21 protein-coding genes are annotated in these 23,648 nt (G+C 40.2%); 1 reads left to right on the top strand and 20 read right to left on the bottom strand.

Annotated features, from left to right (window positions below):
* Window positions 1–60: 60 nt before the first annotated feature.
* From QRX23_RS03670 to QRX23_RS03650, 5 genes are all read right to left on the bottom strand, one after another.
* A complete protein-coding gene (locus tag QRX23_RS03670) occupies window positions 61–1,527 on the bottom strand; it encodes a helix-turn-helix domain-containing protein (RefSeq protein ID WP_330155960.1) in 1,467 nt (488 codons plus the stop codon).
* Between the two features lie 101 nt (window positions 1,528–1,628).
* The gene (locus QRX23_RS03665) at window positions 1,629–2,582 is read right to left on the bottom strand and encodes an NAD(P)-dependent oxidoreductase (RefSeq protein WP_277380373.1); all 954 of its coding nucleotides are present in this window, start codon (window positions 2,580–2,582) and stop codon (window positions 1,629–1,631) included.
* 111 nt (window positions 2,583–2,693) lie between these two features.
* Window positions 2,694–3,131 (bottom strand): peptide-methionine (R)-S-oxide reductase MsrB, encoded by a 438-nt coding sequence (gene msrB, locus QRX23_RS03660; RefSeq protein WP_330155959.1) that lies wholly within the window; start codon window positions 3,129–3,131, stop codon window positions 2,694–2,696.
* Window positions 3,118–3,663 (bottom strand): peptide-methionine (S)-S-oxide reductase MsrA, encoded by a 546-nt coding sequence (gene msrA, locus QRX23_RS03655; protein ID WP_330155958.1) that lies wholly within the window; start codon window positions 3,661–3,663, stop codon window positions 3,118–3,120. The genes msrB and msrA overlap by 14 nt, the downstream gene beginning before the upstream one ends.
* 44 nt (window positions 3,664–3,707) lie before the next feature.
* Window positions 3,708–4,355 carry a hypothetical protein gene (locus tag QRX23_RS03650; protein WP_330155957.1) on the bottom strand — a complete coding sequence of 216 codons (648 nt, stop codon included), beginning with the start codon at window positions 4,353–4,355 and terminating at the stop codon, window positions 3,708–3,710.
* 158 nt (window positions 4,356–4,513) lie between these two features.
* Here QRX23_RS03650 and QRX23_RS03645 point away from each other — a divergent pair, with 158 nt between their 5' ends.
* Window positions 4,514–5,752, top strand: a complete 1,239-nt coding sequence (locus QRX23_RS03645) for an aminopeptidase (RefSeq protein WP_330155956.1) — start codon at window positions 4,514–4,516, stop codon at window positions 5,750–5,752.
* Between the two features lie 62 nt (window positions 5,753–5,814).
* Here QRX23_RS03645 and QRX23_RS03640 read toward each other — a convergent pair whose 3' ends face one another.
* From QRX23_RS03640 to QRX23_RS03570, 15 genes are all read right to left on the bottom strand, one after another.
* A complete protein-coding gene (locus tag QRX23_RS03640) occupies window positions 5,815–6,921 on the bottom strand; it encodes a CAP domain-containing protein (RefSeq protein WP_330155955.1) in 1,107 nt (368 codons plus the stop codon).
* Window positions 6,922–7,068: 147 nt separating this feature from the next.
* Window positions 7,069–7,962 (bottom strand): RluA family pseudouridine synthase, encoded by an 894-nt coding sequence (locus tag QRX23_RS03635; protein WP_330155954.1) that lies wholly within the window; start codon window positions 7,960–7,962, stop codon window positions 7,069–7,071.
* A gap of 84 nt (window positions 7,963–8,046) precedes the next feature.
* Complete coding sequence (locus tag QRX23_RS03630; RefSeq protein ID WP_040760279.1) at window positions 8,047–8,247, bottom strand: cold-shock protein; 201 nt, start codon at window positions 8,245–8,247, stop codon at window positions 8,047–8,049.
* Between the two features lie 259 nt (window positions 8,248–8,506).
* Window positions 8,507–9,259, bottom strand: a complete 753-nt coding sequence (locus QRX23_RS03625; protein WP_330155953.1) for a DUF4811 domain-containing protein — start codon at window positions 9,257–9,259, stop codon at window positions 8,507–8,509.
* Window positions 9,260–9,264: 5 nt separating this feature from the next.
* A complete protein-coding gene (locus QRX23_RS03620; RefSeq protein ID WP_275017017.1) occupies window positions 9,265–10,812 on the bottom strand; it encodes an MDR family MFS transporter in 1,548 nt (515 codons plus the stop codon).
* A 319-nt stretch (window positions 10,813–11,131) separates the two neighbouring features.
* Window positions 11,132–11,905 (bottom strand): LysM peptidoglycan-binding domain-containing protein, encoded by a 774-nt coding sequence (locus QRX23_RS03615; RefSeq protein ID WP_330155952.1) that lies wholly within the window; start codon window positions 11,903–11,905, stop codon window positions 11,132–11,134.
* Window positions 11,906–12,273: 368 nt separating this feature from the next.
* Window positions 12,274–13,218, bottom strand: a complete 945-nt coding sequence (coaA, locus tag QRX23_RS03610; RefSeq protein WP_330155951.1) for a type I pantothenate kinase — start codon at window positions 13,216–13,218, stop codon at window positions 12,274–12,276.
* Window positions 13,219–13,223: 5 nt separating this feature from the next.
* Window positions 13,224–15,506, bottom strand: coding sequence for an RNA polymerase recycling motor HelD (helD, locus tag QRX23_RS03605; protein ID WP_330155950.1), 2,283 nt, complete (start codon window positions 15,504–15,506; stop codon window positions 13,224–13,226).
* A 126-nt stretch (window positions 15,507–15,632) separates the two neighbouring features.
* The gene (recA, locus tag QRX23_RS03600) at window positions 15,633–16,778 is read right to left on the bottom strand and encodes a recombinase RecA (RefSeq protein WP_150176946.1); all 1,146 of its coding nucleotides are present in this window, start codon (window positions 16,776–16,778) and stop codon (window positions 15,633–15,635) included.
* 87 nt (window positions 16,779–16,865) lie between these two features.
* The gene (locus QRX23_RS03595; protein WP_330155949.1) at window positions 16,866–17,339 is read right to left on the bottom strand and encodes a nicotinamide-nucleotide amidohydrolase family protein; all 474 of its coding nucleotides are present in this window, start codon (window positions 17,337–17,339) and stop codon (window positions 16,866–16,868) included.
* 271 nt (window positions 17,340–17,610) lie between these two features.
* The gene (gene pgsA, locus QRX23_RS03590) at window positions 17,611–18,195 is read right to left on the bottom strand and encodes a CDP-diacylglycerol--glycerol-3-phosphate 3-phosphatidyltransferase (RefSeq protein WP_330155948.1); all 585 of its coding nucleotides are present in this window, start codon (window positions 18,193–18,195) and stop codon (window positions 17,611–17,613) included.
* A gap of 21 nt (window positions 18,196–18,216) precedes the next feature.
* A complete protein-coding gene (locus tag QRX23_RS03585) occupies window positions 18,217–19,167 on the bottom strand; it encodes a helix-turn-helix domain-containing protein (RefSeq protein WP_330155947.1) in 951 nt (316 codons plus the stop codon).
* 61 nt (window positions 19,168–19,228) lie between these two features.
* Window positions 19,229–20,518: an EF-P 5-aminopentanol modification-associated protein YfmH gene (gene yfmH, locus QRX23_RS03580; protein WP_330155946.1), complete on the bottom strand. Its 1,290-nt coding sequence runs from the start codon at window positions 20,516–20,518 to the stop codon at window positions 19,229–19,231.
* A complete protein-coding gene (yfmF, locus tag QRX23_RS03575; protein ID WP_330155945.1) occupies window positions 20,508–21,773 on the bottom strand; it encodes an EF-P 5-aminopentanol modification-associated protein YfmF in 1,266 nt (421 codons plus the stop codon). The genes yfmH and yfmF overlap by 11 nt, the downstream gene beginning before the upstream one ends.
* Before the next feature lie 222 nt (window positions 21,774–21,995).
* Window positions 21,996–23,498 (bottom strand): gluconate:H+ symporter, encoded by a 1,503-nt coding sequence (locus QRX23_RS03570; protein WP_131473711.1) that lies wholly within the window; start codon window positions 23,496–23,498, stop codon window positions 21,996–21,998.
* Between the last annotated feature and the right edge of the window lie 150 nt (window positions 23,499–23,648).

Here is a 23,648-nt window from a genome sequence, read left to right as displayed (position 1 = left end):
AATGATTTAACACAATTGTAACAAAAGTGTAGATTAATCACTAATTATAATACTTATGTATTACAATTTATAAAATCTGCGCGTTGTCAGGTCAATCATTTGTTGCCGTAATGCCAACTGTTCCGACCACTCTGGAATGGACTGCCAAGCAAAGCCGGGAACTTTTTCACTAATCATCACATTAGATAGATAAAAGTCGGTCTTTCTCGTCAATTGATTCGTAATATGTAGGTTCAATGTATCCCATTGCGCGACCATTTGAGTCAAATAGTTTTCTAACGCTGGCATATCAATCAAATCTATCGTCACAGTGATCTTTGGAAAAATTGCACGGACATCAAATACCTTGATAAAGGCACTCAACAAAGGATTGAATAATATCGACATCAGCTGTTGCTCATCATAATCAAAGCGCCTCGTAAAAATGTGAACCACTTGTTTCGTAAATGCTGTATGAATCGGATAAGTTTTCATTTGAAAATCGATATCTGGCAATGGCTGAATATCATATGGTGGGAAATAACACAAACGAATCAACGCTGGTCCCATTAAATCTTTGATTGCTTGCTTTTGTTCATCTGGCAACTGTTTCATAAAGTAATGGCCATATGCTCGGCCAATTCGTTGGATTGCCCAATCAACTTTTTCTTGATTATCATCGGTTAAATCAGATAAATAGTCTTGTGTATGACCGATACCAAGTGCGTAACAAACTGCGACACCGTAGCGTAATTCATCCTCGACCCAATCATCTTCAGGATCTAACCGGAACTTTAAGTAAGACGCAAATTTTCCCATTAAGTGCTTCGTTGGGCACTGTAATTGTTCAGTTGGCCGAAGCAGGTTTTCATCGGTTGGTTGAATATGATGATGATTCGACACACGAGTATGCCACACACCAATCGTAACTTCCAGCACACATTTGATTGTTGCTCGTTTCGTGAGTAACGGAATGATATCATGCTGGACTTGTTTCACGTAATTTAGGGTTGCCGCACTAAATGGTAACTGGTCATTTGCAAAAGCAATATAGATTTGTTCAACCATCATCGTCCGAATTTGGCGTTCATCGCCAACTAACTTATAATTATCGGCAATATTAATACCTTGCAATAATAGTTGATCGCGTACCTCTTCTTTCATCGTCCGCACAACTGTGGTACTAGATGAATGACGAAACGCAATGGTTTCATTGGAATGAACATCTTCTAAAAAAACATCGAGCAGGAGTTCGAATTTTAACGATTGTCGCAAATAGTATCCCTTTAATGCCCCCACACTGATTAACTGTAAGTTATGCAAGGTCATTGTTCGATTAGCATCAGCAATCGTAATGAAGGTTTGCGATGATTTGGTAATGGCTTGATAGTCAACGTTTAGCTGCTGCACAGCCTGCAAAACAAGGTATCTAGACCAGTTCATTGCCTTTATCAAATCTTTAATCAGAAAAGTCTTACTATGATGTGTGATTAGATACTGATGCAGAGCCAATCGTTCCTCATCTTTTTTTGAAAGTAACCAATTCATTTTGTTTGCTCTCTCCATTTAGTTAGTCATAAGACAATCATACTTTATTTACAAATTTAATTTCGCTATTTTTTTATCTAATGAAAAAAATAAAGTCGCTCTTAATAACCCTTGGTTAGATCCACCACATTTTCAATTAATGGCTCATGATTAAGATAAGCTGATAGATTGGTTGATAAAATGCGGAAAACATCCCCCGAGCGTCGTTCTGGATACGTATGATTTGCCCAAGACGTATGCTGTGTCAAGATGAGGTTACGTTGTTGCCAAAGCATTGAATCGGCAGGCACTGGTTCCACCTCCGTCACATCGAGCGCTGCATAACGAATTCGTCCTGACTGCAATGAAGCAATCAATTCTTTTTCATCAACCGTACCGCCTCGACCGACGTTGACCAACAAGAAGAGCTCACCCCAGATTTTATGATTTTGCGAATTAAAATAATGATGGGTTGCTGGTGTATCAGGCAAGGTGTTGATAATGACTTGAATACCTTCTGGCCAGACGGACAATAAATCATTCAGCGCAAACACTTTGTCAAAACCAGGTACTTGTTTACCGGATGAGTTCACACCATAAATGGGCATACCATATGGTGATAAATATGAGGCAATTTTTTGGCCAATTTTACCTGTACCGAAAATGACTGTTGGTAACTCATCTAGCGTATATTGATCTTCATATTCATGCCAAAGATGTTGTTCCTGATAAACATGCAATCCCCGTGCAAAATGCATTAAATAACTCACCACGGTTTGGGCAATTTGTGGTGCTTTCACCCCACTGGCATTCGTCACCAAAATTTGTCGTTCCGCAAAGGCTGCTAATGGTAATAAATCAACCCCTGCTCCTTGATATTGAACCCAGCGAAGTTGATTATCTGATTCAGCCAAAATACGATTGCCTAGTTCTGGCGACCAGCCATAACTAATAGTTACCTGTTTTAATTGGTCAACTGTTACTAATTCTGGGGTTACAATTTCAATCCCCTGATCAATCAAAATAGCTGATTCTTGTTCATTCAATGGCTGAACAGCTAACAATAGCTCTGTCATCTTTCAATCCCTCACTTCTCAAATTAATCACGAGTCAAAAACCACCCCCATGACGATACCCATGAAAGTGGTTTTAACACAGTTAATAACTACTTAACTGAATAATCATTCTTATTTGAACAACGATTCGTATTCGCTATATCCTTGCGCTGCCAAGTCAGCAACCGGAATAAATTTTAACGCAGCTGAATTGATGCAATAGCGTAACCCACCTGCTGCAATCGGTCCATCGGTAAACACATGCCCCAAATGTGAGTCGGCATCAGTTGACTTGACCTCTGTTCGATACATACCATGCGAGGTGTCGAGATGCCGCTTCACAGATTTTTTATCAATTGGCTTAGTAAATGACGGCCAACCACAACCAGCATCATATTTGTCTAAGGAGCTAAACAGTGGTTCACCGCTGACGATATCGACATAGATACCGTCTTCAAACCAAGCATCATACTGATTATTGAATGGTGCCTCTGTTGCGGCTTCTTGTGTCACCGCATATTGTTCTGGTGTTAATCGATTACGTAAATCTGCCTCATTAGGCTTTGCCATGGCTGGTGTCCTCCTTATCTGACCAATACTTTTGCTGATACTTTTTTCTCGGTATCATCATTAACATTTCACGTAATGGATTTTTCTTATAAAATTGTTGATGCTCTTCTTCAGCATCATAAAATGGTTTGGCATCTTCAATCGTTGTCACAATTGGTTGATCAAAACGACCTGATGCTGCTAACGCTTGTTTAGAAGCAGTCGCAATTTGGCGTTGGCCATCATCTTTCACAAAAATAACCGGGCGATAGGTATCACCACGATCAGCAAACTGTCCCATCGCATCAGTTGGATCGGCTAATTGCCAATAAAGTTCAACCAAAGATTCATATGAAACAATATCATCATCAAACCAAATTTTGACTGCTTCTGTGTGACCTGTTATGTGGGCAGCTACTTCATCGTAGGTTGGATTAGCGACTGTCCCACCCGTATAGCCTGAGCGAACTTTTTCAATACCTGGTAGATTTTCAAATGGTTCAACCATGCACCAGAAACATCCACCAGCAAATATAGCTGTTTGCATTGTCATTCATCATACCCCCTAGTTATAGGATACACCGTTAACTCAATTTTTTACTTTTTGTCGTCTTTACTACTTGAACTTGACGATGATTTTTTCGCATCATCAGCTGCTTTTTGTGAAGCAGATGCCGCCGATGAGGCTTGTTGGTTCGCAGAATCTGCCGTTGCTTTTGCATCAGCAATTGCTTGCGCAGCCGAACTCTGGGCTGCCTGAGCTGAAGCTGTTGACTCACTCATTTGTTTCTGTAATGCCTTGAGCTCACTATCCTTTTTATCGACAGATTTTTGCAAGGATGAGGCTGATGCTTGATACTTACCAGTATCTTGCTTGGCTGTCACAAAACGTTGATTTGTTTTAGCCGCCTTCTTTAACAGAGCAACCCCGCCATCAGTATCAATTGCCCGTTGATATAAACTTTGGGCTGATTGCCAATTTTGTTTCTTTATAGCTGCATCTGCACGTTCTAGATCAGTTAATTGTTCACTAGCAGTTCGATTTTCAACCGAAACACGAACCTTACGTGATGCTTGATAATGCTTTCTAGCTGTCTCCCAATCTTGGACGGCAACTGCATCCCGGGCTTTATTTAATTCTCGCGAATAAGTTTGATCATCGCTAAACCACATCATGGCCGCGTAACCAGCAATAATGAGCACGACGAGCCCAAACACAGATAACATTATTCTTTTTCGACTCATGTTATACTCCTTCAATAAGTATTTGTTGCATTATATCATGATTTACAATTGACCAACAATTCATTCCGTTAACATTGCTTACAATTATTAAGTTACGGTTTCACGAAATCGTTATTTCCTGTAAAATGAAGCTTATCTTAGAAAACGGAGAAAAAATTATGGCAATTAAAAATTTCGATCAATTATTAAGTAAGTACGCTGATTTAATTACCAGTGTCGGTGTCAATGTTAAGCCAGGTCAGGATATCATTATCTATGCTGAAATCGATCAGGCTGAACTAGTCCACCGCATCATGGATGCAGCTTATCAGTTAGGTGCTAACCAAGTAATCGTCGAATGGCAAGATACAATGCTAAAGCGTGAATTTTTGAAACATGCCAGTGAGGCAACCCTAACGAACATTCCAGCTTGGGTATTTGTACGTGCTGAATCTTTGATGGCTAATCAAACATCACGCATCTCAATTGTATCTAGTGATCCTGATGGGTTCAGTGATGTGCCTAGCGATCGTGTTTCACTGTATGAACAAGCCTATCAAAAAGCCAATGTTGCCGTTCGTCAAGCAACCATGAATAATGATGTCGCTTGGTTAGTTGTTTCAGCAGCTGGTAAGGAATGGTCACAAAAAGTCTTTCCAGATGTAACATCTGATGAAGCGCAAGACAAACTCTGGCAAGAAATCTTTAAAATCAACCGCATCGCCTTAAATAATGATGTGATTGCTGACTGGCAACAACATATTAATACACTAAATGAAAAGGCAGCCTGGTTAAATGAGCAAAATTTCAAAGCTTTGCAATATCATTCAGCAAAAACTGATTTAACTGTTGGTTTAGCGGAAGATCATGTCTGGGAAGCTGCTGAATCGTTCAACAAAGCTGGTAACCGTTTTGTCCCAAACATGCCGACCGAAGAAGTCTTCACATCACCTGATTACCGCCATATTGATGGGACGGTTCAATCAACAAAGCCATTATCATATGCTGGTGTTTTAATCACAGATATTAAATTGACGTTCGCCAACGGTCAAGTAGTTGCTGCTGAAGCAACATCTGGCCAGGATGTATTGCAACAATTAATTCAAACTGATGCCGGTGCGGCCTCACTGGGCGAAGTATCACTCGTACCCGATAATTCACCAATTTCTAACTCAAACATTGTTTTCTATACGACTTTAATTGATGAAAATGCTTCTGACCACTTAGCACTTGGCGCTGCCTACCCTTCAAATATTAAAAACGGTACGCAACTGTCAGTTCCCGAGCGACAAGCGAAAGGTCAAAATGATTCAATCGTGCACGTTGATTTCATGATTGGCTCTGCTGACATGACAATTGACGGCGTCACCCAAGACGGTCAACTTGTACCAGTTTTCCGTCAAGGAAACTGGGCATAAACGTCATATAACTAAAAAACGAGATTTGGATGTTAAAGTCCAAATCTCGTTTTATTTTTTCACTAATCAGAAATACCAACAATAACATTACCAACTTGGGCAAAACCAAAGTGGGTTGAGCTTGCACGCATCTCCCAGTCGCGATGACCAGTTCCTGATGCCGTCGTCATGTTCGTTTCATTATACCAAGCGTTAACAACTGATGAACCGGCACCAAAACCAATTGAAATAACTTCATTGGCATTGCTCCAGTGTTCACTAGGAATTGAACCACCATTGTTAGCAATTTGTTGTGCGCGTGCTTGGGCTTGAGCAGCCAAATCAGATGACCATTCAGTTGTCATACCACTACGCAAAGATTTCAATGCATTAAAAGTTGCATTATCAACATTACCAGCTGTTGATGAAGTAGCCGTTGTCGCCGTTTGTGATGATTGTTGGTTAGCCGTTGCTTGACTGGCAGCGTTTGCTTGTGATGAGGCAACTGCAGCAGCGCTAGCAGCAGCTACTGATGATGATACTGAAGCAGCAGATTGCGCAGCCGCACTTGATTGTGCTGCGGCGGCAAGCGCTTGTGATTCAGCAGCCTTAGCAGCCGCTTCACTAGCAGCAGTTGCATGAGACTCTGCAGCTGCCATTGAAGCAGCGGCAGCTTGTGATGAAGCAACGCTGGCAGCAACTGAGGCAGCATACGCTTCAGACGCTGCTTGTGATGAGGCAGCTGCTTGACTGGCAGCCGCTTCAGATGCCGCTGCATCGTTTGCAGTAGATGTGGCTGAATCGCTTGCTACTGGTGTATAAGCCGTTTGCGTTGGGGCAGCCGCAGATGCTGACGTTGCTGTGGCTGCAGTCGCACCATTAAATGATTGACCAGCAATAATTAAATCTGGGTTGACGATACCGTTGACAGATGCAAAATGAGCAACTGAATCATTGGTTGCCATAGCTAGTGCCCAAACAGTATCACCATTTTGAATTTGGTAATTATTAATCCCACCGTTTGCTGATACCTGTGCTGCAACTTGATCAACAGGGTTAGCTTGCCATACATCTGCAGAAGCAGACTCATTAGCAGCGACGAAGGCAACACCTGCTGCAGTAGTTGCTACTGCAACTGATACCCATTGCTTACCTGCCTTATACATTTTCTTGTGTGACTTGATTTCCATTGAAGAAGTTTCCCCTTAATCCGTTACGCTTTTATGCGCATTTAATTTCCGTTTAATTTACAACGTTTCTTAATAATAACAGAACTTCTTAACAAATTCATTACAAACTAAAGGTAAATTTTGAAATTTCTTAATAAATTCGGGCGATTACTTAAGATTTACTGAGAAACTAGCTGGCAACGGGGCACCAATCGATTTTATTTCATTTGAAAATGGCATTGGTAATTGCACACTAGCAGAATGTAATAATAATCCGTCTGCATACGCCGACTGTTGATTATACAAATCATCCCCCACCAACGGATGACCAATTGCGGCCATGTGAAGACGGATTTGATGCGTGCGCCCTGTCTCTAACTGCAAACGTACTAACGTTTGCTGATAGACTGATTTAATCTTTGTCCAGTGTGTGATGGCTGGCTTTGCATTGGCACCGTTGATCTGTCGCAACCGAGAATTAGTGGGATGATTGCCAATGGCTAACGTAATCGTCCCCGTCGAATCTGTTAAATGCCCATCAACCCATGCTAAATAAGTGCGTTTGATTGTTTTATCATGTAGCATCTGATTCAGGATTGGCACAACATAAGGCACCTTCGCAATGATGAGCGCGCCAGTCGTTTGCCCGTCTAAGCGATGAACCATGTAAGCCCGTTTATCTTGTTTCATTAAATATGCTTGAGCAAAATTCATCATTGTGCCATTCTCACCTGGTGAATTAGGATGTGTTTTCACCCCTTTGCGTTTATTAACAACCATTAACTCATCATTTTCGTATAAGACTTGCAATGATTGCGAATCATCAGGAACATACTGTGAATCCGGTGTCATAAAGTCTTCGGGCAACCAATTCAAAGTCAGGACATCATATGGTTTTAGAATTGTTGAAGTCGGTTGATATTGACCATTAAGATAGAGTCGCCGTGCCATTCGAAAATTTCCCCGTACCCGCCGCGGAATGCGCCAATCTGTCAGTTGTTCTTTAATTGAAATTGCTGGCTGATCTGCTGGTAATTTTATTTTCTTTGTCCATCCTGCCATTGCGCTCACTCCATAAATATGTACCAAAATAAAAGAGTCTAGGAAATTTCCCAGACTCTTTTATTGTTTTAAAGTTGTCTAATATTACAACTTTGAAACGTTAGCAGCTTGCAAACCGCGGTCACCTTGTTGTACTTCGAATGATACAGCTTGACCTTCTTCTAATGACTTGAAGCCATCAGTTTGGATTGCTGAGAAGTGTACGAATACATCGTCACCTGACTCGCGTGAAATAAATCCGTAACCCTTGTCTGCGTTAAACCACTTTACTGTTCCTTGTTCCATGTCTGAAACCTCCTGGCATCTTGCCATAAAAATTAATAATCCAAAACGAAGATGCCCTTATTTCTTAGAAACATAAAACAAAATCTTTCAAACTATGTTTTAAGTATAACACGTGTCCGTACTGAATGATACAAACATTTTAATTGATAGCTAAATTATTATCAAATGTTTGTCTATTATACCAGTCATACCAAGCAATAAAATTAATAATAAAAAAACATTTACTAAGCAGTAATCGCTTAATAAATGTTTTCCATAATTACTTTAACATTTGTTTCATAGCACTTGCTGTCATTTCAGCAGTTGCTTCTTTAGAGTAATTTGCAATGTCGTTTGCACTAGCCTTAGGGTTCGCCTTAATGTAGGCAGCGACCTTGGCTTGAACGGCATCACGCATCTGCTTTTGTTGCGCAGCTGCCGCCGCTTTGTTTTGACTAGCAGCCTTTTGCTTTGCTGTCACTTGTTTTGCTTGTTGTGCACTCAAAACGACCCAAGTCTTCTTAGGTACTGTAACAGTCGTGGTTTGCTTTGCTAATGAGTGACCCTCACCACCAAATTCTAGCAACCACTTAAAGAAATCGTTTTTCCATTCCCAACGTGTTGTAACTGTCTTAACAGTCGCTTTTTTAACATCAGCAGTCCTATAAGTTGCCCGCTTATGGATCGCTTCTGTTATTTTCTTCTTATTAGGAACAAAATGTGCTTTGGCTTTGCTATCTTCACGATCGGCATAAATCATTACATAATTATCAGCCTTCGTACCCAAACGCTGTGTGATCAACATACCCGCTGGTGACTTTGAACCACCGGCTGAGTAAATTGTTTTTTCTGTTGATGTGGTAACTTTCTTCATACCATAGTGGGAATTCATATTGGCTGTCAATAACAAGACAGCTGCTGCAAGTAACACAAATGAAATCAGACCTGCCACAATTCTAGTTGATAACTTTTCAATATTAATCCATGACACATAAGTCAGGATAGCTAATATTGCTATAACAATAATAATCATCGTGTCTAGTCCTCCTTTTCATTTTTAATTGCAACATGATTAGTTGTGCCATATGCTTCAACACGACCACTGCGCATGAATAATGACAAAATAATTCCAATGATTGAGAAAGCAAATCCAATGGCGAATGAGACATGGAATCCCTTCATTGATGCATTCAAAATATCTGATCCGTATTGTAGTGGATTAGCAGCCTGCAATGCCTTACTTGGTTCATTATTGTTCATAATGTTTTGGGTAACTGATGTCAGAAGTGCCACAACAACTGATGAAGCCACTTGACGGGCTGTGTTGTTAGATGCCGTTGCATGGGCGGCTTCATTTGGTGGCAAAACCGACATTGACATTGTCATTAAGGGCATCATTGCCATAACAACACCAAACATTCTCAAGGCATATAATGTCGTAATAAATGAACTAGGCGTTGATGTAGAAATAAACATAAATGGCAAAGTACCTAATGCCAAAATACTGAAGCCGACAATTGACAAACGCTTAGCGCCAATCCGATCGTATGCACGACCAGTAATTGGGGCCAAGATACCCATCATCAAAGCCCCTGGCAATAGTACCAACCCTGAATCCAAGGTCGTCATGCCATGAACATTTTGTAGATAAGTTGGCAACATCATCTCAACACCCATCATCGCCATCATTGTCATCATGACGGCAAGCGTTGTAATTGTGAATTGATGATTCTTAAAGACACTAACATCCATAAATGGTACTTTCATCTTCAATTGTCGCCAAATAAAGACGAGAATAACAATTAGTCCAATTGCAATTGGTGTCATCACTGACTTCACGTCTCCCCAACCATCTGTCGCAACGTTGGTGAATCCCCATAGGAAGACACCAAATCCAGCAATTGCCAAAACAAATGATAAAATATCCAATTTAATTTTCTTAGTCGGCAAAACATTTTTAACCAAGAAGAAAGACAGAATAAAAGCAATCACAATCACGATCAATGGCAAAATAAAGATCGTACGCCACGAATTAGAAATTGTTAAACCTAAGAATGAATGATCTTTTTCCAAAATCCATCCCGAAAGGCTAGGACCAATCGCTGGGGCTAATCCGATAACAATACCATTTAATCCCATAGCTGCCCCACGTTCTTCTGCTGGGAAGATATTAATCATGACCACTTGCATCAAAGGCATTGTGACACCAACCGCGATGGCCGTGATAATACGACCGGCTAAAAACATCCACCACATATTTGAATCTGCGGGAGTGAAGGCTGTCGTTGCCATTCCCAAGGTTAAAAGTGCATAAGCAATATTATAAAGTGTTTTTGATTTAATACGTGTTGATAAGAAAGCCGAAACAGGCATCATCACCCCATTCGCTAGTAGGAACCAGGTGGTTGCTTGTTGCGCTGTCGCAAATGAAATATCAAAATCTTTCATTAAGGTTGGAATAGCAGTTCCCAGTGATGTTTGCATTAACACACCAGCAAAAGTTCCAATTAATAATACGGCGACCATGGCAGAACGGTTAAATGGCTTACCATTCACATCCAAGGCCACGCTTTTATTTTGTGCCATTTGTTTTCCTCCATTTTTTATGTAATCACAATTTTTAATTGTAAAACTCGCAACCAATTTAATCAAGCTTTTTTGTTAAGTAATTTAACAAAGATTGTAGTCATGTTCACAATAAGTTAGGCAAGTACTAATATGAATTAATTATTTTTTGACTTCCTAATGTAAGCATATAAACAATGAAATCCCTTACATAAATATAGTGTTTATTAAGTTTTTACTTGTGATGAGTTCACAAATTTTTTGAAATTTTTACCATAAAAAAAGATTGAGACACATGATGTGCTCAATCTTTTTTCTGTTATTAATCATTAAGTGCTTTTTACCACCAACCGTTAGCTTGGCGGAAAGCCGTTGCATTTTGAACTGAACCGTAACGTGATGTTGCGTAATTAACCATACCTGCAGTTTGGCTGGCAACACTACCTGTTCCCCAAGATTCTTTGGTTTGACCAAGACCTTGGTAACCGTTTGATGAAACAGCATTAGGATTTCCACCAGATTCTGGCATAACAACTGAATCCCACAAAGCTTCAGTACCACCATTAGCTAAGAATTGTGCCTTAACTGAACCACCAGCAGCTGACGTGCTTGCTGATGATGAAGAAGTTGATGCAACTGAAGTCGTTGCTGAGGCAGCTTGTTGCGTTGATGCTGTCGTTGCAGCAGCTGATACAGCAGCTTCACTTGCGGCAACCTTTTGAGCAGCAGCTTGTGATGCAGCAGCAGAGCTAGCAGCAGCGGCTGATGATGCGGCGGCTGCAGAACTTGCAGCGGCTGATGAGGCAGCTTGTGACATTGCCAATGATGCAGCATCGTTAGCAGCAGAGTCAGAAGATGCATCCACATCAGTTTCAGCAACACTTTGTGAATCTGGGACTTCAATCTTTTGATCAACAAAGATCATGTTTGCATCTTTCAAGTTGTTTGACTTTACCAAGTCATCAACTGTCATGTTAAATTTATTGGCAACTTCTGATAACGTATCGCCTTCTTTAACTGTGTAAGTTGAGGCAGCGTTTACGATAGACGTACCAGCAACGAAGACTGATGCAACACCGGCGACTGCTAAGGCTGTTTGTTTCACTTTACTCATAAAAATTAATAACACTCCTACTGGATAAGTTTGAATTCTATATTTAATACCTGTGACTACTCAGGTCGATTACTTGGGCATTACCCAACGACAATTAATAGTTTACCAATTTCAGTGTTTGGCAAATTACATTAACATTACATGAATTTGAATTGTTCAATCAATATCGCTAATTCAAGAAACATTTCTGTAATATAAATGTTTCCGTCCCTATAAAACAGGCATTTATAAAGGAAATATTAAGATAGTTAACTAGATAAATAATTACTAAAATTATCCTTAAAATAAAAAATAAAGACGTTGAACGCTAATGTCCTCCGTCTTTATCACTTTTTGTTACATAAACGTCACTTTGAAAAGTAACGTTTTTAAAATTTGCGTAACCATATCGTGTCTATCTCATGATTGGCTTGCTTATGCAAAACTAAGTCAGCACGCTCACGAGTTGGCAAAATGTATTCATTTAAGTTTGGTAAGTTGACTTGATGCCAGACATCGACTGCAGACGCCACAGCTTCTTCAACGGGCATTTTTGTGTACTCGGCAAAAAAGCTATTGTCATCCGGATTTTCTTTTGCAACAGTCAACAAGGCTCGGAAGCGTTCAACATACCATTGTTCAATCAGATCCGTTTTTGCGTCAACATAAATAGATAAATCAAAAAAGTCTGACACATATACTGGTGTATTAGCACCACTTTGTAATGTGTTGATTCCCTCAATAATAAAAATATCTGGGTTATCAAATTCATCATATTCACCTGCTAACACATCTGACATTTCATGAGAATACTTTGGTGAGCGAACTTTCTTTTTACCTTCTTTTAAAGCATTCATAAAAGATAGCAATTCCACCATATTATAAGACTCTGGAAAACCTTTGCGATCAAAAATGCCAGCCGCCTTTAATTTATCATTAGAAAGCAGAAAACCATCCGTTGTCGTTAAGGCGATTTCCTTTTCAGGAAATGCTGATTGCAACATATATTGTAATAATCGAGCGGTCGTTGACTTCCCAACAGCAACTGAACCCGCAATCCCGATAATGAATGGTCCCCGTGATGCTTGTCGACCAAGAAAGGCTGCCCGCTCAGCAATGTCATGACGATATTGGTCATATCGCAATTTAATATAGGTGACTAATGGTCCATAGATATTAAATACATCCGCCATTACGATGCGATCATTATAAGCCTTAATATTTTGTAACGTCTGCGGTGTCATATCAATTTTTTCTGGCACCACATACTGACTGGCTAATTTTTGCCAATCCTCTCTATTAAAAACAGCAAAATTTAACGGTGCTGTCGCCATCCCCTCTACCTCATCTCGTATAAGTTATCAGCCACATTTACTAATAGTGGCGTCAATTCTTGAACGGCAAATATCGTTAGTTGATGCATTGCACGAGATGCAATGGTGTAAACAAGTTGTCGTTCATCATCTCCATGATACACCTTTGCAGCAGCATTCCACATAATAACCGCATCAAATTCCAATCCCTTTGCTAAGTAAGCCGGCACAATAATTGTACCAGGCACTAACCGCTGGTTTTCCGTTCGGATAATGGTAACATCAGCCTGGTCACGCAATGCAGCATAAGCTACCTCTGCTTCAGCCAAAGTTTTCGTAATAATAGCAGTTGTCTCTTCTGCTGCTTGATTACTTGCCAATTGTTCGATAATACCAGCAACCATTGCCTCTGTCGTTGGTACTACCGAGATAGTTGGTAAAGCACCTTTCCGTTCAAAGGCATCAATTTGGGCACCTTGGATCAAGATATCTTTTGAGAAATCAGTGATTTGCTGTGTTGAGCGATAGGTTTGGGTTAGTTCAATATACTCCGACTTTTCAGGATCAAACAACTGTGATAATTCATCTTGCAAACTCACTGCATTTTCTTTGGTAAAAATTGCCTGATTTAAATCACCCAACATAGTAAAACGCGCCTTTGGGAAACTAAACTTCAAGAAAGCAAGTTGGAACGGCGTATAATCTTGGATTTCGTCAATAAAGACAAAACGAATATCCCGTTCGCCGCGACTACCCTTGATTAAGTCAAACAACATCATATATGGTGTCATATCTGACATTGGTAAAATACCTTGACGCATTTGTTCAATCGTATGCTTAACACCCGTTTGCCATTCAGCATCACTGATACCATAATCAGCCAAATTTATTAACTGTGGTACTGTTTTTAAGAAGTGAACAAATTGTTCATTGATATTAATAAAGTGGTTACGATTTACGCCACGAATAACCGGCGTAAATGCGCGCATCACTAATTGTTTTGCAATGAACTTGTACTCTGCCTCGTCTGAATCAAACTCACGTGGATTATCACGTAGCATCGTATCATATTGTTCCTTACTCAAATTTTGCACTTCATTTTCTACCCAATCAGCATGAACCTCATTCCCTGATTTTCCCTGCAAAATCTTCATCAATTGTTCTTTTGTTGCATGCAGACGATTACCAAGTTGGTAGTTATCATTAAATGAATAGTAGATAGCCGCAATTTTATCTTTGCTAATTATTTCATGGCCACGGAATTTAACACTGCGTAATTTGATATTGGCATGATTTAGTGACTGCGCGTACTTTTGCATCGCTTGAAAGTACACACTCGTCCCCTTTAAATCAATCACCTTCTTCGCAACACCCGTTGGCTGTGATTCGAATCGTTCTTGTAAAGTTTCTAATTGGAGCTTCGGTAAACGGCGTGACGCATATTGATAAAATGTCATCTGAACCATGTTTTGCTCACCCAATTCTGGTAACACTTGATCAATATAATCGTTAAATAATTGATTTGGTGAGAATAGAACGACCTGTCCTGAGGTTAGATGACCACGGTAACGATATAGTAAATAAGCAACTCGTTGCAAAACGGCTGATGTTTTACCAGAACCTGCTGCTCCTTGCACAAATAGCAAGTCAGCCGCTGTATTACGGATAATCTTATTTTGTTCTTTTTGAATTGTCGTCACAATGGACTTCATCTTTGTCGTTGATTCACCAGAAACGGCATTAAGCAACATTTGATCACCAACTGCTTCGTCAGTATCAAAGATTGTCACAATTTTGCCGTCTTCAATTTGAAATTGGCGTTTCAAAGAAACCTCAGCATCTTGTTTACCATCTGGTGTCTCGTAAGTGACTTGACCCAATCCACCATCATAATAGATTGAAGAAATTGGGGCCCGCCAATCATAAATCAAAAAGTTATCTGGACCATCTGAAAATGATGCTAACCCAATATAAATTTGATCAACTTTTTCGGTACCCTTTTCTTGAACATCAATGCGGGCAAAATAAGGACGTTCTGTTAAACGATCCAATACCACAGCTTGATGTTCTGCTGAATTCATGGCAAGCTCACGTTCTTGCAACATTTGTTGTTGTTGACGAACAGACATTGCAGTCTCAAATAAGCTACCATATGTTGATGATTTAAATCGAACATCTTTCCAGCCCGATTCTACGTCAGCTTTCTTTTCAACTGCGCTGGCTTGTTGCATTTTATTTTTTGCCTTAGCATCCTGGATTTTTTCCAATACAGCATCTAGGCGTTTTTGTTCTGAGTCGTACGGCGTCATGTTACGTTCCCCCGATAAAAATTAGTGTTTCTATGTTACACCACTTTAAGCTGTTTAGCCAGTTATTTTTCACAGACAAAAACCGGGACAAGCATTTTGCCCCAGTTTTCATCTACTAATTATAAATTAATTATCTTCAATATCCAATGGTATTTCATCAGTAGCTTCATCTTGGACAGCCTCCGGTGCATCAGCTGAACCATCGTGACTACCAATGTAAGCCATCCGAACCTGATCATAAATCTCATCGTAGATTGCTTTGTGTTCTGGTTCTTCCAACCAGCGAATAACATTGACCTTTCCTTGACCAATCTTTTCACCCTTGTAAGAGAACCATGAACCTGCTTTAATGATGATTTCTTTATCAGCAGCTAAATCAATCATTTCACCAGTCTTTGAAATTCCCTTTCCAAAGAGAATTTCAACTTCAACTTCACGGAATGGTGCCGCGACCTTATTCTTAACAACCTTAATACGGGTCAAGTTACCAACCGATTTGATATTATCACCATCTGCTTTTGTGGCATCAATCCCACCCTTACGACGAACATCCAAACGGACTGATGAATAGAACTTCAAAGCACGTCCACCAGGGGTTGTCTCAGGATTACCAAACATCACACCAATCTTTTCACGTAATTGATTGATAAAGATTGCCGTTGTTCCCGTCTTTAAAATGGCCCCCGACATTTTACGCAAGGCTTGTGACATCATACGTGCTTGCAAACCAACTGATGAATCACCAATTTCACCATCAATTTCTGCCTTTGGTGTCAAAGCAGCGACAGAATCGATAACTACCATGTCAATTGCACCAGAAGCAATCAAGGCATCGGCAATGGCTAGTCCCTGCTCACCAGTGTCTGGTTGAGACAATAGGAGTTCATCAACATCAACACCTAATGCTTTGGCGTACTCAACATCCATGGCATTTTCAGCATCAATATAGGCAACGATACCACCATTTTTTTGAGCTTCCGCAACGGCATGTAAAGCCAAGGTCGTCTTTCCAGATGATTCAGGTCCATATATTTCGATGACACGTCCCTTTGGATAACCACCAATTCCTAACGCAACATCTAACTTCAATGAACCTGTTGGCGTCGATTCAACTTTGGTAAACCGACTGTCCCCAAGCTTCATAACAGATCCCTTACCGAAAGACTTTTCGATTTTCTTCAATGCGTCGTTCAATGCTGTTTGACGTTCTTTTGGATCAGTAATTTTACCTTCTAGTTTTTTGTTTGGATTAATATTCTTTCCTGTAGCCATAATATTTGGGCCTCCACTCATTAACTTTAACTTAACGCAGTTCTAGTGTAACCTAATCAGCACTTTTTTTCAACACATCTGACAAAATTAAGATTCTTCTGATAATAAAACTGCTAACCAGTCAAATCCTGCCGCAACACTTGCTTCACGAACAGCTTGTCGATTACCTTGAAACTGATATCGCTGTGCCAATGTTTTGCCTGATGGTGTAGCAACACCAATATAAACCGTTCCCGCCGGGTGACCTTCTAAAGCATCAGGACCAGCAACACCAGTGAAACTAATTGCCCAATCAGTTGCTAATTTTTCTTGGGCACCACGAGCCATTGCCCGTGCTACCTGATCAGATACGACACCATACATCGTAATTAATTCTGCTGGTACACCGACTAATTTTGTTTTTGCTGCTGCTGCATAGGTGACAAAAGCGCCGGGCAACACTGCTGATATCCCACTAACCTCGGCTAAGGTTGCCACAAACAATCCGGCTGTTAAAGATTCAGCCGACGTAATCGTTTGATGGCGTGCAATTAAACTTTGACCAACTCGCTGTTGTTGCATGATGATTCTCCTTCCTTATTAATAAAGAGGTAAATTGTTGTATAAGTGTTTTTTTATTATAAAAGGCTGGCACAAAAGAAAATGTGCCAGCCTTTTTGTGTTAAAGATTTATTGATTATAAACCTATAATTTTGTTAGCATAAACGCGTTCCAAAAGTCTGAAGCCTCAATGTAACGTAATTTACGCCATTCCTGTCCTTCGCTTTGCTACGGCTAAAAATAGCGAAAATCACGTTACACACTGGCTTCAAAACGACTTTTGTCACGCTCGCTACTTAAACCCATCAGAGAACACATCACGGTTCTTATAGAAGTAATCAATTCCTGAGTAAATCGTTGCAATTAATGCAATCCACATCATAATCATAGCAAATGGCACATTAATCATAGCAAAGAAAATATCGTGTAGTAGGAAGAATGAAATTGACACCATTTGTGAAGCTGTCTTGATCTTGCCAGGCATAGCGGCTGCCAATACTTTACCGTTATTTTCTACAATCAATGTACGCAAACCAGTAATGGCTAATTCACGGATAACAATAATTGCAACCATCCAACCTGGTACCCAATCAAATTGAACAAAGTAAATCAAGGCGGTCATAACTAACAACTTATCAGCTAGCGGATCGGCAAATTTACCAAAGTTTGTCACCAGATGATGTTTACGGGCAATTTTACCATCTGCAAGATCAGTTAACGAAGCCCCAATAAATATAATTGCGGCAACTAAGTGTGTAACTGGTAGTGTTGCGCCGCCAACTGCCAAAGCTCCCCAATCAGGTGAAAGGGACAATACTAGCATAAACACTGGAATCAAAATCATACGAAACACAGTTAGTTTATTAGGTAAATTCATTTTTTATCTGCTCCTACATTCTTATCGTGTAAAGGTCATACCCAAGTGCCAAACACTTGCATTACTTGACTGTAAATCAACTGCCTTATTATTTAGTGACACCTTAGTTGCCAAGGCATTTCCAATTGAAACTGATACGCCAGTAGCCGTCGTTGGAATGTCAACTTCTTGTGTCTTGCCATCTGCCACTGTACCATTCCATAATACAGTACCAGCTGCATCACTAACCTGCATCCATGAAGAACCATTCTCAGCCTGCAATTGCATCTTCATTGTCTTATTAGGTGCTTTAACTGAGCTATAAGTAACGGTCGTGCCACTAACTGTACCTTGACCTAAGTCAACTTTATTAGCTTTAGTTGTTTTCTTTTCAGAAGATGACTTTGATGACGCCTTGCTCGAGCTACTTGCTACTGATGACTTTGACTCACTTGAAGCAGTCGTTGATGTCTCAGACTTCTTTGACGAAGCTTTTTTGTTAGCAACTTGCGATGTGGTCACTGATACCGTTGATTGGTTCTTTGATTCTTGCTTGGCTGAACCAGCAAATGATGAAACCACTACCCAAATAATCGCGATAATGGCGATGATGACAACACCAATAATAATCTTAGGCATCATACTACGTGTTTTATCAGCAACTGTTTCTTCAGTCTGGTGCATCCCTGCACGCGTCACATTATCAGCATCGACACGAGCTGCACTTAAATCGGGCGCAACTGTTTCGGTGTCTTCATTTTCATATTTTTGCATGAAGGCAACGGCATCTAGGCCAACTGCAGTTGCATATTGACGTACAAATGCACGTTCATAAAAAGCACCTGGTAATTGATCAAATTGGCCACTTTCAATCGCCGCTAAGTAGCGTTTTTGAATTTTCGTTGATTGTTGAATATCATCAAGTGATAGACCCTTATCAAGTCGAGCTTGTTGGAGCTCTTGTCCGATGGCGCTATTGCGTTCCTCATTCATAAATCTCTCATCCTAACTTTTAAAATTTAGCATAATAAATATAATTGCATTCTATTTCATTTTAACATAATTCCGACATATCAGAACGAGCGATTACACTTGCTGCTGAACTAACTGTTGTCTCAGTTAACACCGTCATCATATCATTGACTGTTAATGCTTTTAAAATAGCAATTTCGTCTTGCAGTGTGGCCTCATCAAAAGTTTGTCCTTCAAATCGAATGGCAATTTCCTCTAATTGATTTAACTTATTGATCAAACGACTTAGTGCATCGTTTTTCACTAAATTAAAACTGTCCTTAAGCTGATTGACCTGTGCTGGCAAGTCAGTGAGCATCTTTGAAACTTCCGCAATCACAAGCTCAGGATCTGCCGTTTCAGCAGCAATCGTCAAGTAAGCAAAATGTCGTTCCGCATCAAATTCTGCACTAAAATTATCATCAATCAAACCATCATTATACCAATCCATATAAGCTGGTGAAAATTCGCCAAAAATTAAATCAATTGCTAGGCTACCAATAATCGTCACGCGTAAAATATCACGGTGCGAAAGTTTGTTGAAGTCGATTTCCCAGCGCTGCCCTAACACCACTTTATTGCGAACAACGTTTAACGATACTTCTAGCGGTGTTGTGATAACTGGCTCAAGTTCTGGTATCAATTTAACAACTGATTTCGCTGCCGCACGTTGTCCTGCAGGTGAATTTTTAACCAAGGCCAGCATTTCCTGCTCATCAAATGCACCAGTAAACACAACATCCATATTATCTGGTTGATAAAACGATGAAAATGCCAAATGGAGTTGTTCTGGCGTGATTTGATGGACAGATGCTGCTGTACCGGCAATATCTTGTCCCAACGGATCTCCTGGATATAAACGTGCCAAAATCAGTCGATATAATCTCGAATTAATATCATCCTCGTACATATCAATTTCTTGCGTGATGATGTCTTGTTCTCGTTTCACGGTCTCTAAGTCAAAATATGGCTCTTGCGTGAATGTTAATAACTCCTGTAAGGTTGCTTGATTACCAACCGCTGTTGAAACATAGTAGCTTGTGCGTGTCTGGGTGGTAAATGCATTGGCATTCGCCCCTAATTCACTCAATCGTGAGAAAGCATCATAATCCGGTTGTGCAAATAAACGATGCTCCACAAAATGTGCGACACCAGCAGGTTGTGACACAAGTTGTCCATGATTCATGAACAGACGATCACGTGCGCCATAGTCAACTGTCACCATCCCCACTACTTGATGAAAATCTGGTCGGGGTAGCAAATGGACACGCAACCCATTGTCTAATGTGACATGCTTTTCCGCTGGAAAAAAATTCTGCGATTTAGCCAACATTTGCATTCCCTCCAATCATTTCATATTGTAATTGCAAAACTACTCGTTGCGCGAAGGCTTGCACCTGCGCAGCCGTCACTGCATCAATCTTAGCCAACCATGCTTCATCAGTTAACTCTTGGTGCAAAACTTGCTGATTGTACAAACGATCAGCTAAATAAAGCGGTTGATCTAATGTCATCGTATATGAGGTTTTCAATAATTGTTTAACAATGGCTAACTCTTCTTCAGACACCAATGTCTGTTGCAGACGCTGTAATTCTTCATTAATTTTAGTTATCGTGATTGCGAAATTGATTTGATCAACACCAGCTTCTACCAACAACAAGCCAGTGTATGGATTGTAATCTGACGAGATACCATAGACAAGACCGGCTGACTCGCGAATATTTAAGAACAACCTTGAAATTGCCAGACCACCAAAAAGACCATTAAATACATTAGCAATAAACCGTTCATCACTATTTGACGCTAATGTATAACCCAACACTAATCGTGCTTGGGTCACTTCATCCTGTGATTTGATCTGTTTAACTTGTGGCAACAACTCCTGATGATAAGTTGCCTGTAACAATTGCCGACGTGGTGCAAAGTTAAACTGATCAGTTGCTGCAATCACTTTATTAATGTCAACATCTCCCACCACGACGATATCAATGCGATCGTGGGCAACACTATCTTGCCAAACTTGCCATGCCTGTTGTGTCGTGGTGGCTTCCAGACCATCAATTGTCCCAAACGCTGGTAGTGCCTGATCTGAAGTACCAAAATAGGCTTGCAAGGCCTCTCGTAACGCATAATAGGGTTTATCTTCACGTAATCCAGCAACTTCATCTAGTGCCATTTCTTTTTGCCGGTTAAAGATAACTGACGCAAAGCCTGTTGTTTCATCACCAATTGGCCGATTGATCACTTCATTTAAAAAATCAAACCCATCGTTCAGAATATGACTGCCAGCAGTCGTAAAACGTTCATGAACCAAATTTAATTGCAGGCGGATGGTATGCAATTGGCCAACTTTGAAAACTTCAGTACCAAAAGCTGCCCCTGTCATCTCACTCAACGCTTGTGCAAACTTAGTTTGTGAAGAATATTTTGCTGAGGCTGTTTCTAACATATTACTTGCTAGCACACGACCATTGAGCGTTTGTCGATTTAATTGTTGCGTAAAATTAACCGCAATGTGAGTTGTCGCAAATTGTTTTGTCGGTAAAACATGGACAAACACACCCGTTTGAATTTCTTTTGTTACCACAACTGTACCTTCTCTGATGAAAATATTGCTTGTATTTTCACTTTCATTTAAAATATGTGCTTAAGATTAGCAATTGCTTTTAAGTATAACCTTTCAACTGATGACTTACCACTTTTTCCAAATAGTATTAATAGATTTTAAAGAGTTATCCCTACCTGTGATTGTGACATTAAAACAAAAAACCGGGATAGAAATTCTATCCCAGTTTCCGATTAAAATTAACTATGAAAAGATTGCTGACAAAATCAAAATAACGATCAAACCAACAACAGAAATCAGTGTCTCTAGGACCGTCCAAATCTTCAAAGTTTGTGGTACGTCCAAATCGAAGAACTCCTTGAACATCCAGAAACCAGCATCATTAACGTGTGAAACACCTAGCGAACCAGCACCAATTGCTAGAACAACAAAGGCTGGGTTAACAGCTGTTTGACTGGCAACTAATGGTGCAACAATTCCGGCTGTGGTCAAACCAGCAACTGTTGCTGAACCAACTGAAACACGCAAAATTAAGGCAATGATCCAAGCAAAAATGATTGGTGACAATGATGTGTGTGAGAAAGCAGCAGCAATCGCATCAGAAATACCACCGGCAGTCAAGATTCCCTTGAAAGCAGCACCACCACCGATAACCATCAACAAGTTAGCAATTGACTTCAATGCATTACCCATTGAGTCACCGACTTCGGCCATCGTACGGTTTTGCTTTGGTCCCATTGACCAGATAGCGAAGGCCATCGCAATGACCATCGCAATCACTGGGTTTCCAAGCATTGCAATAATTTTGTCTAAGACAGATGGATCTGTAATGTAACCTTTTTGGGCTGCATGTGACATGGCCTTCCAAGCTGCATCACCAATCGTACCTGAGTATACTTGCTTACCAGCGTTCACTGATAACGTATAAATCGTTGAGATAAGCATGAAGATAACTGGCATCAATGAAGTGAAGATTGCCAACCCAAATGATGGTGTATCTTCTAACTTAAATGTCTTAACTTCACCAATAGCATCTAGCTTCTTAGTGATCTTAAAGGCCTTTGGCTCAACCTTTTTAATCACACGCGTAAACAATGGTCCCGCAACGATCATGGCAATAATGGCAACAACAATACCGTACATCAAAACGATACCAATGTTAGCACCCAAGATGTTCGTGACCGCAGTAGGTGATGGCTGTGGTGGCAAGAAACCTTGTGCTGCTGACAAAGCGGCAGCCATTGGAATACCCAAGTAAAGCAAAGGCACTTCTGCTTCAAGCGCAATTGTAAACACAATTGGAATCAAAACAACAAGACCAACTTCGAATAGTAATGAGATACCAATGATAAATGATGCACCAGCAACTGCCCACTGCAAACGCTTCTTACCAAACTTGTTGATCAGCGTTGTGGCGATGCGATACGAACCACCTGAATCAGATACTAAACGACCAATCATTGATCCAAAACCAAAGACAATAATCAGCTCGCCCATGGTACCACCGATACCATCTTTTAGTGCGCCAGCAATGCCAGCTGGATTCATACCTAATCCAAGGGCAACTAAAATAGATGTAATGATTAATGCCACGAAGGTATTAACATTTAACTTCAGGATGAAAAATAGCAACAAGGCAATTCCAAGAACTAAAATCAAAAATGGCCAAACATTAAAATCGTTTAATAGCCACTGATATAGCCCTGTAGACTTGTCGATTGATAATCCTGTTAGCATTGTGAACATAATATACTAACCTCTACAATCAAAAAATAATTTCACTCACATTTGTGTAAGCGATTGCTCAACTTAAATATTGTACACCCCTTCACTAACTTTTTACAACCGGTCTAGACACAAAAAAAGTTTGAGACAACAATTGCTGTCCCAAACTTG

It is taken from the genome of Weissella paramesenteroides (assembly GCF_036327715.1).
GTDB lineage: Bacteria > Bacillota > Bacilli > Lactobacillales > Lactobacillaceae > Weissella > Weissella paramesenteroides.
This window is presented reverse-complemented; position numbering and strand designations above follow the sequence as displayed.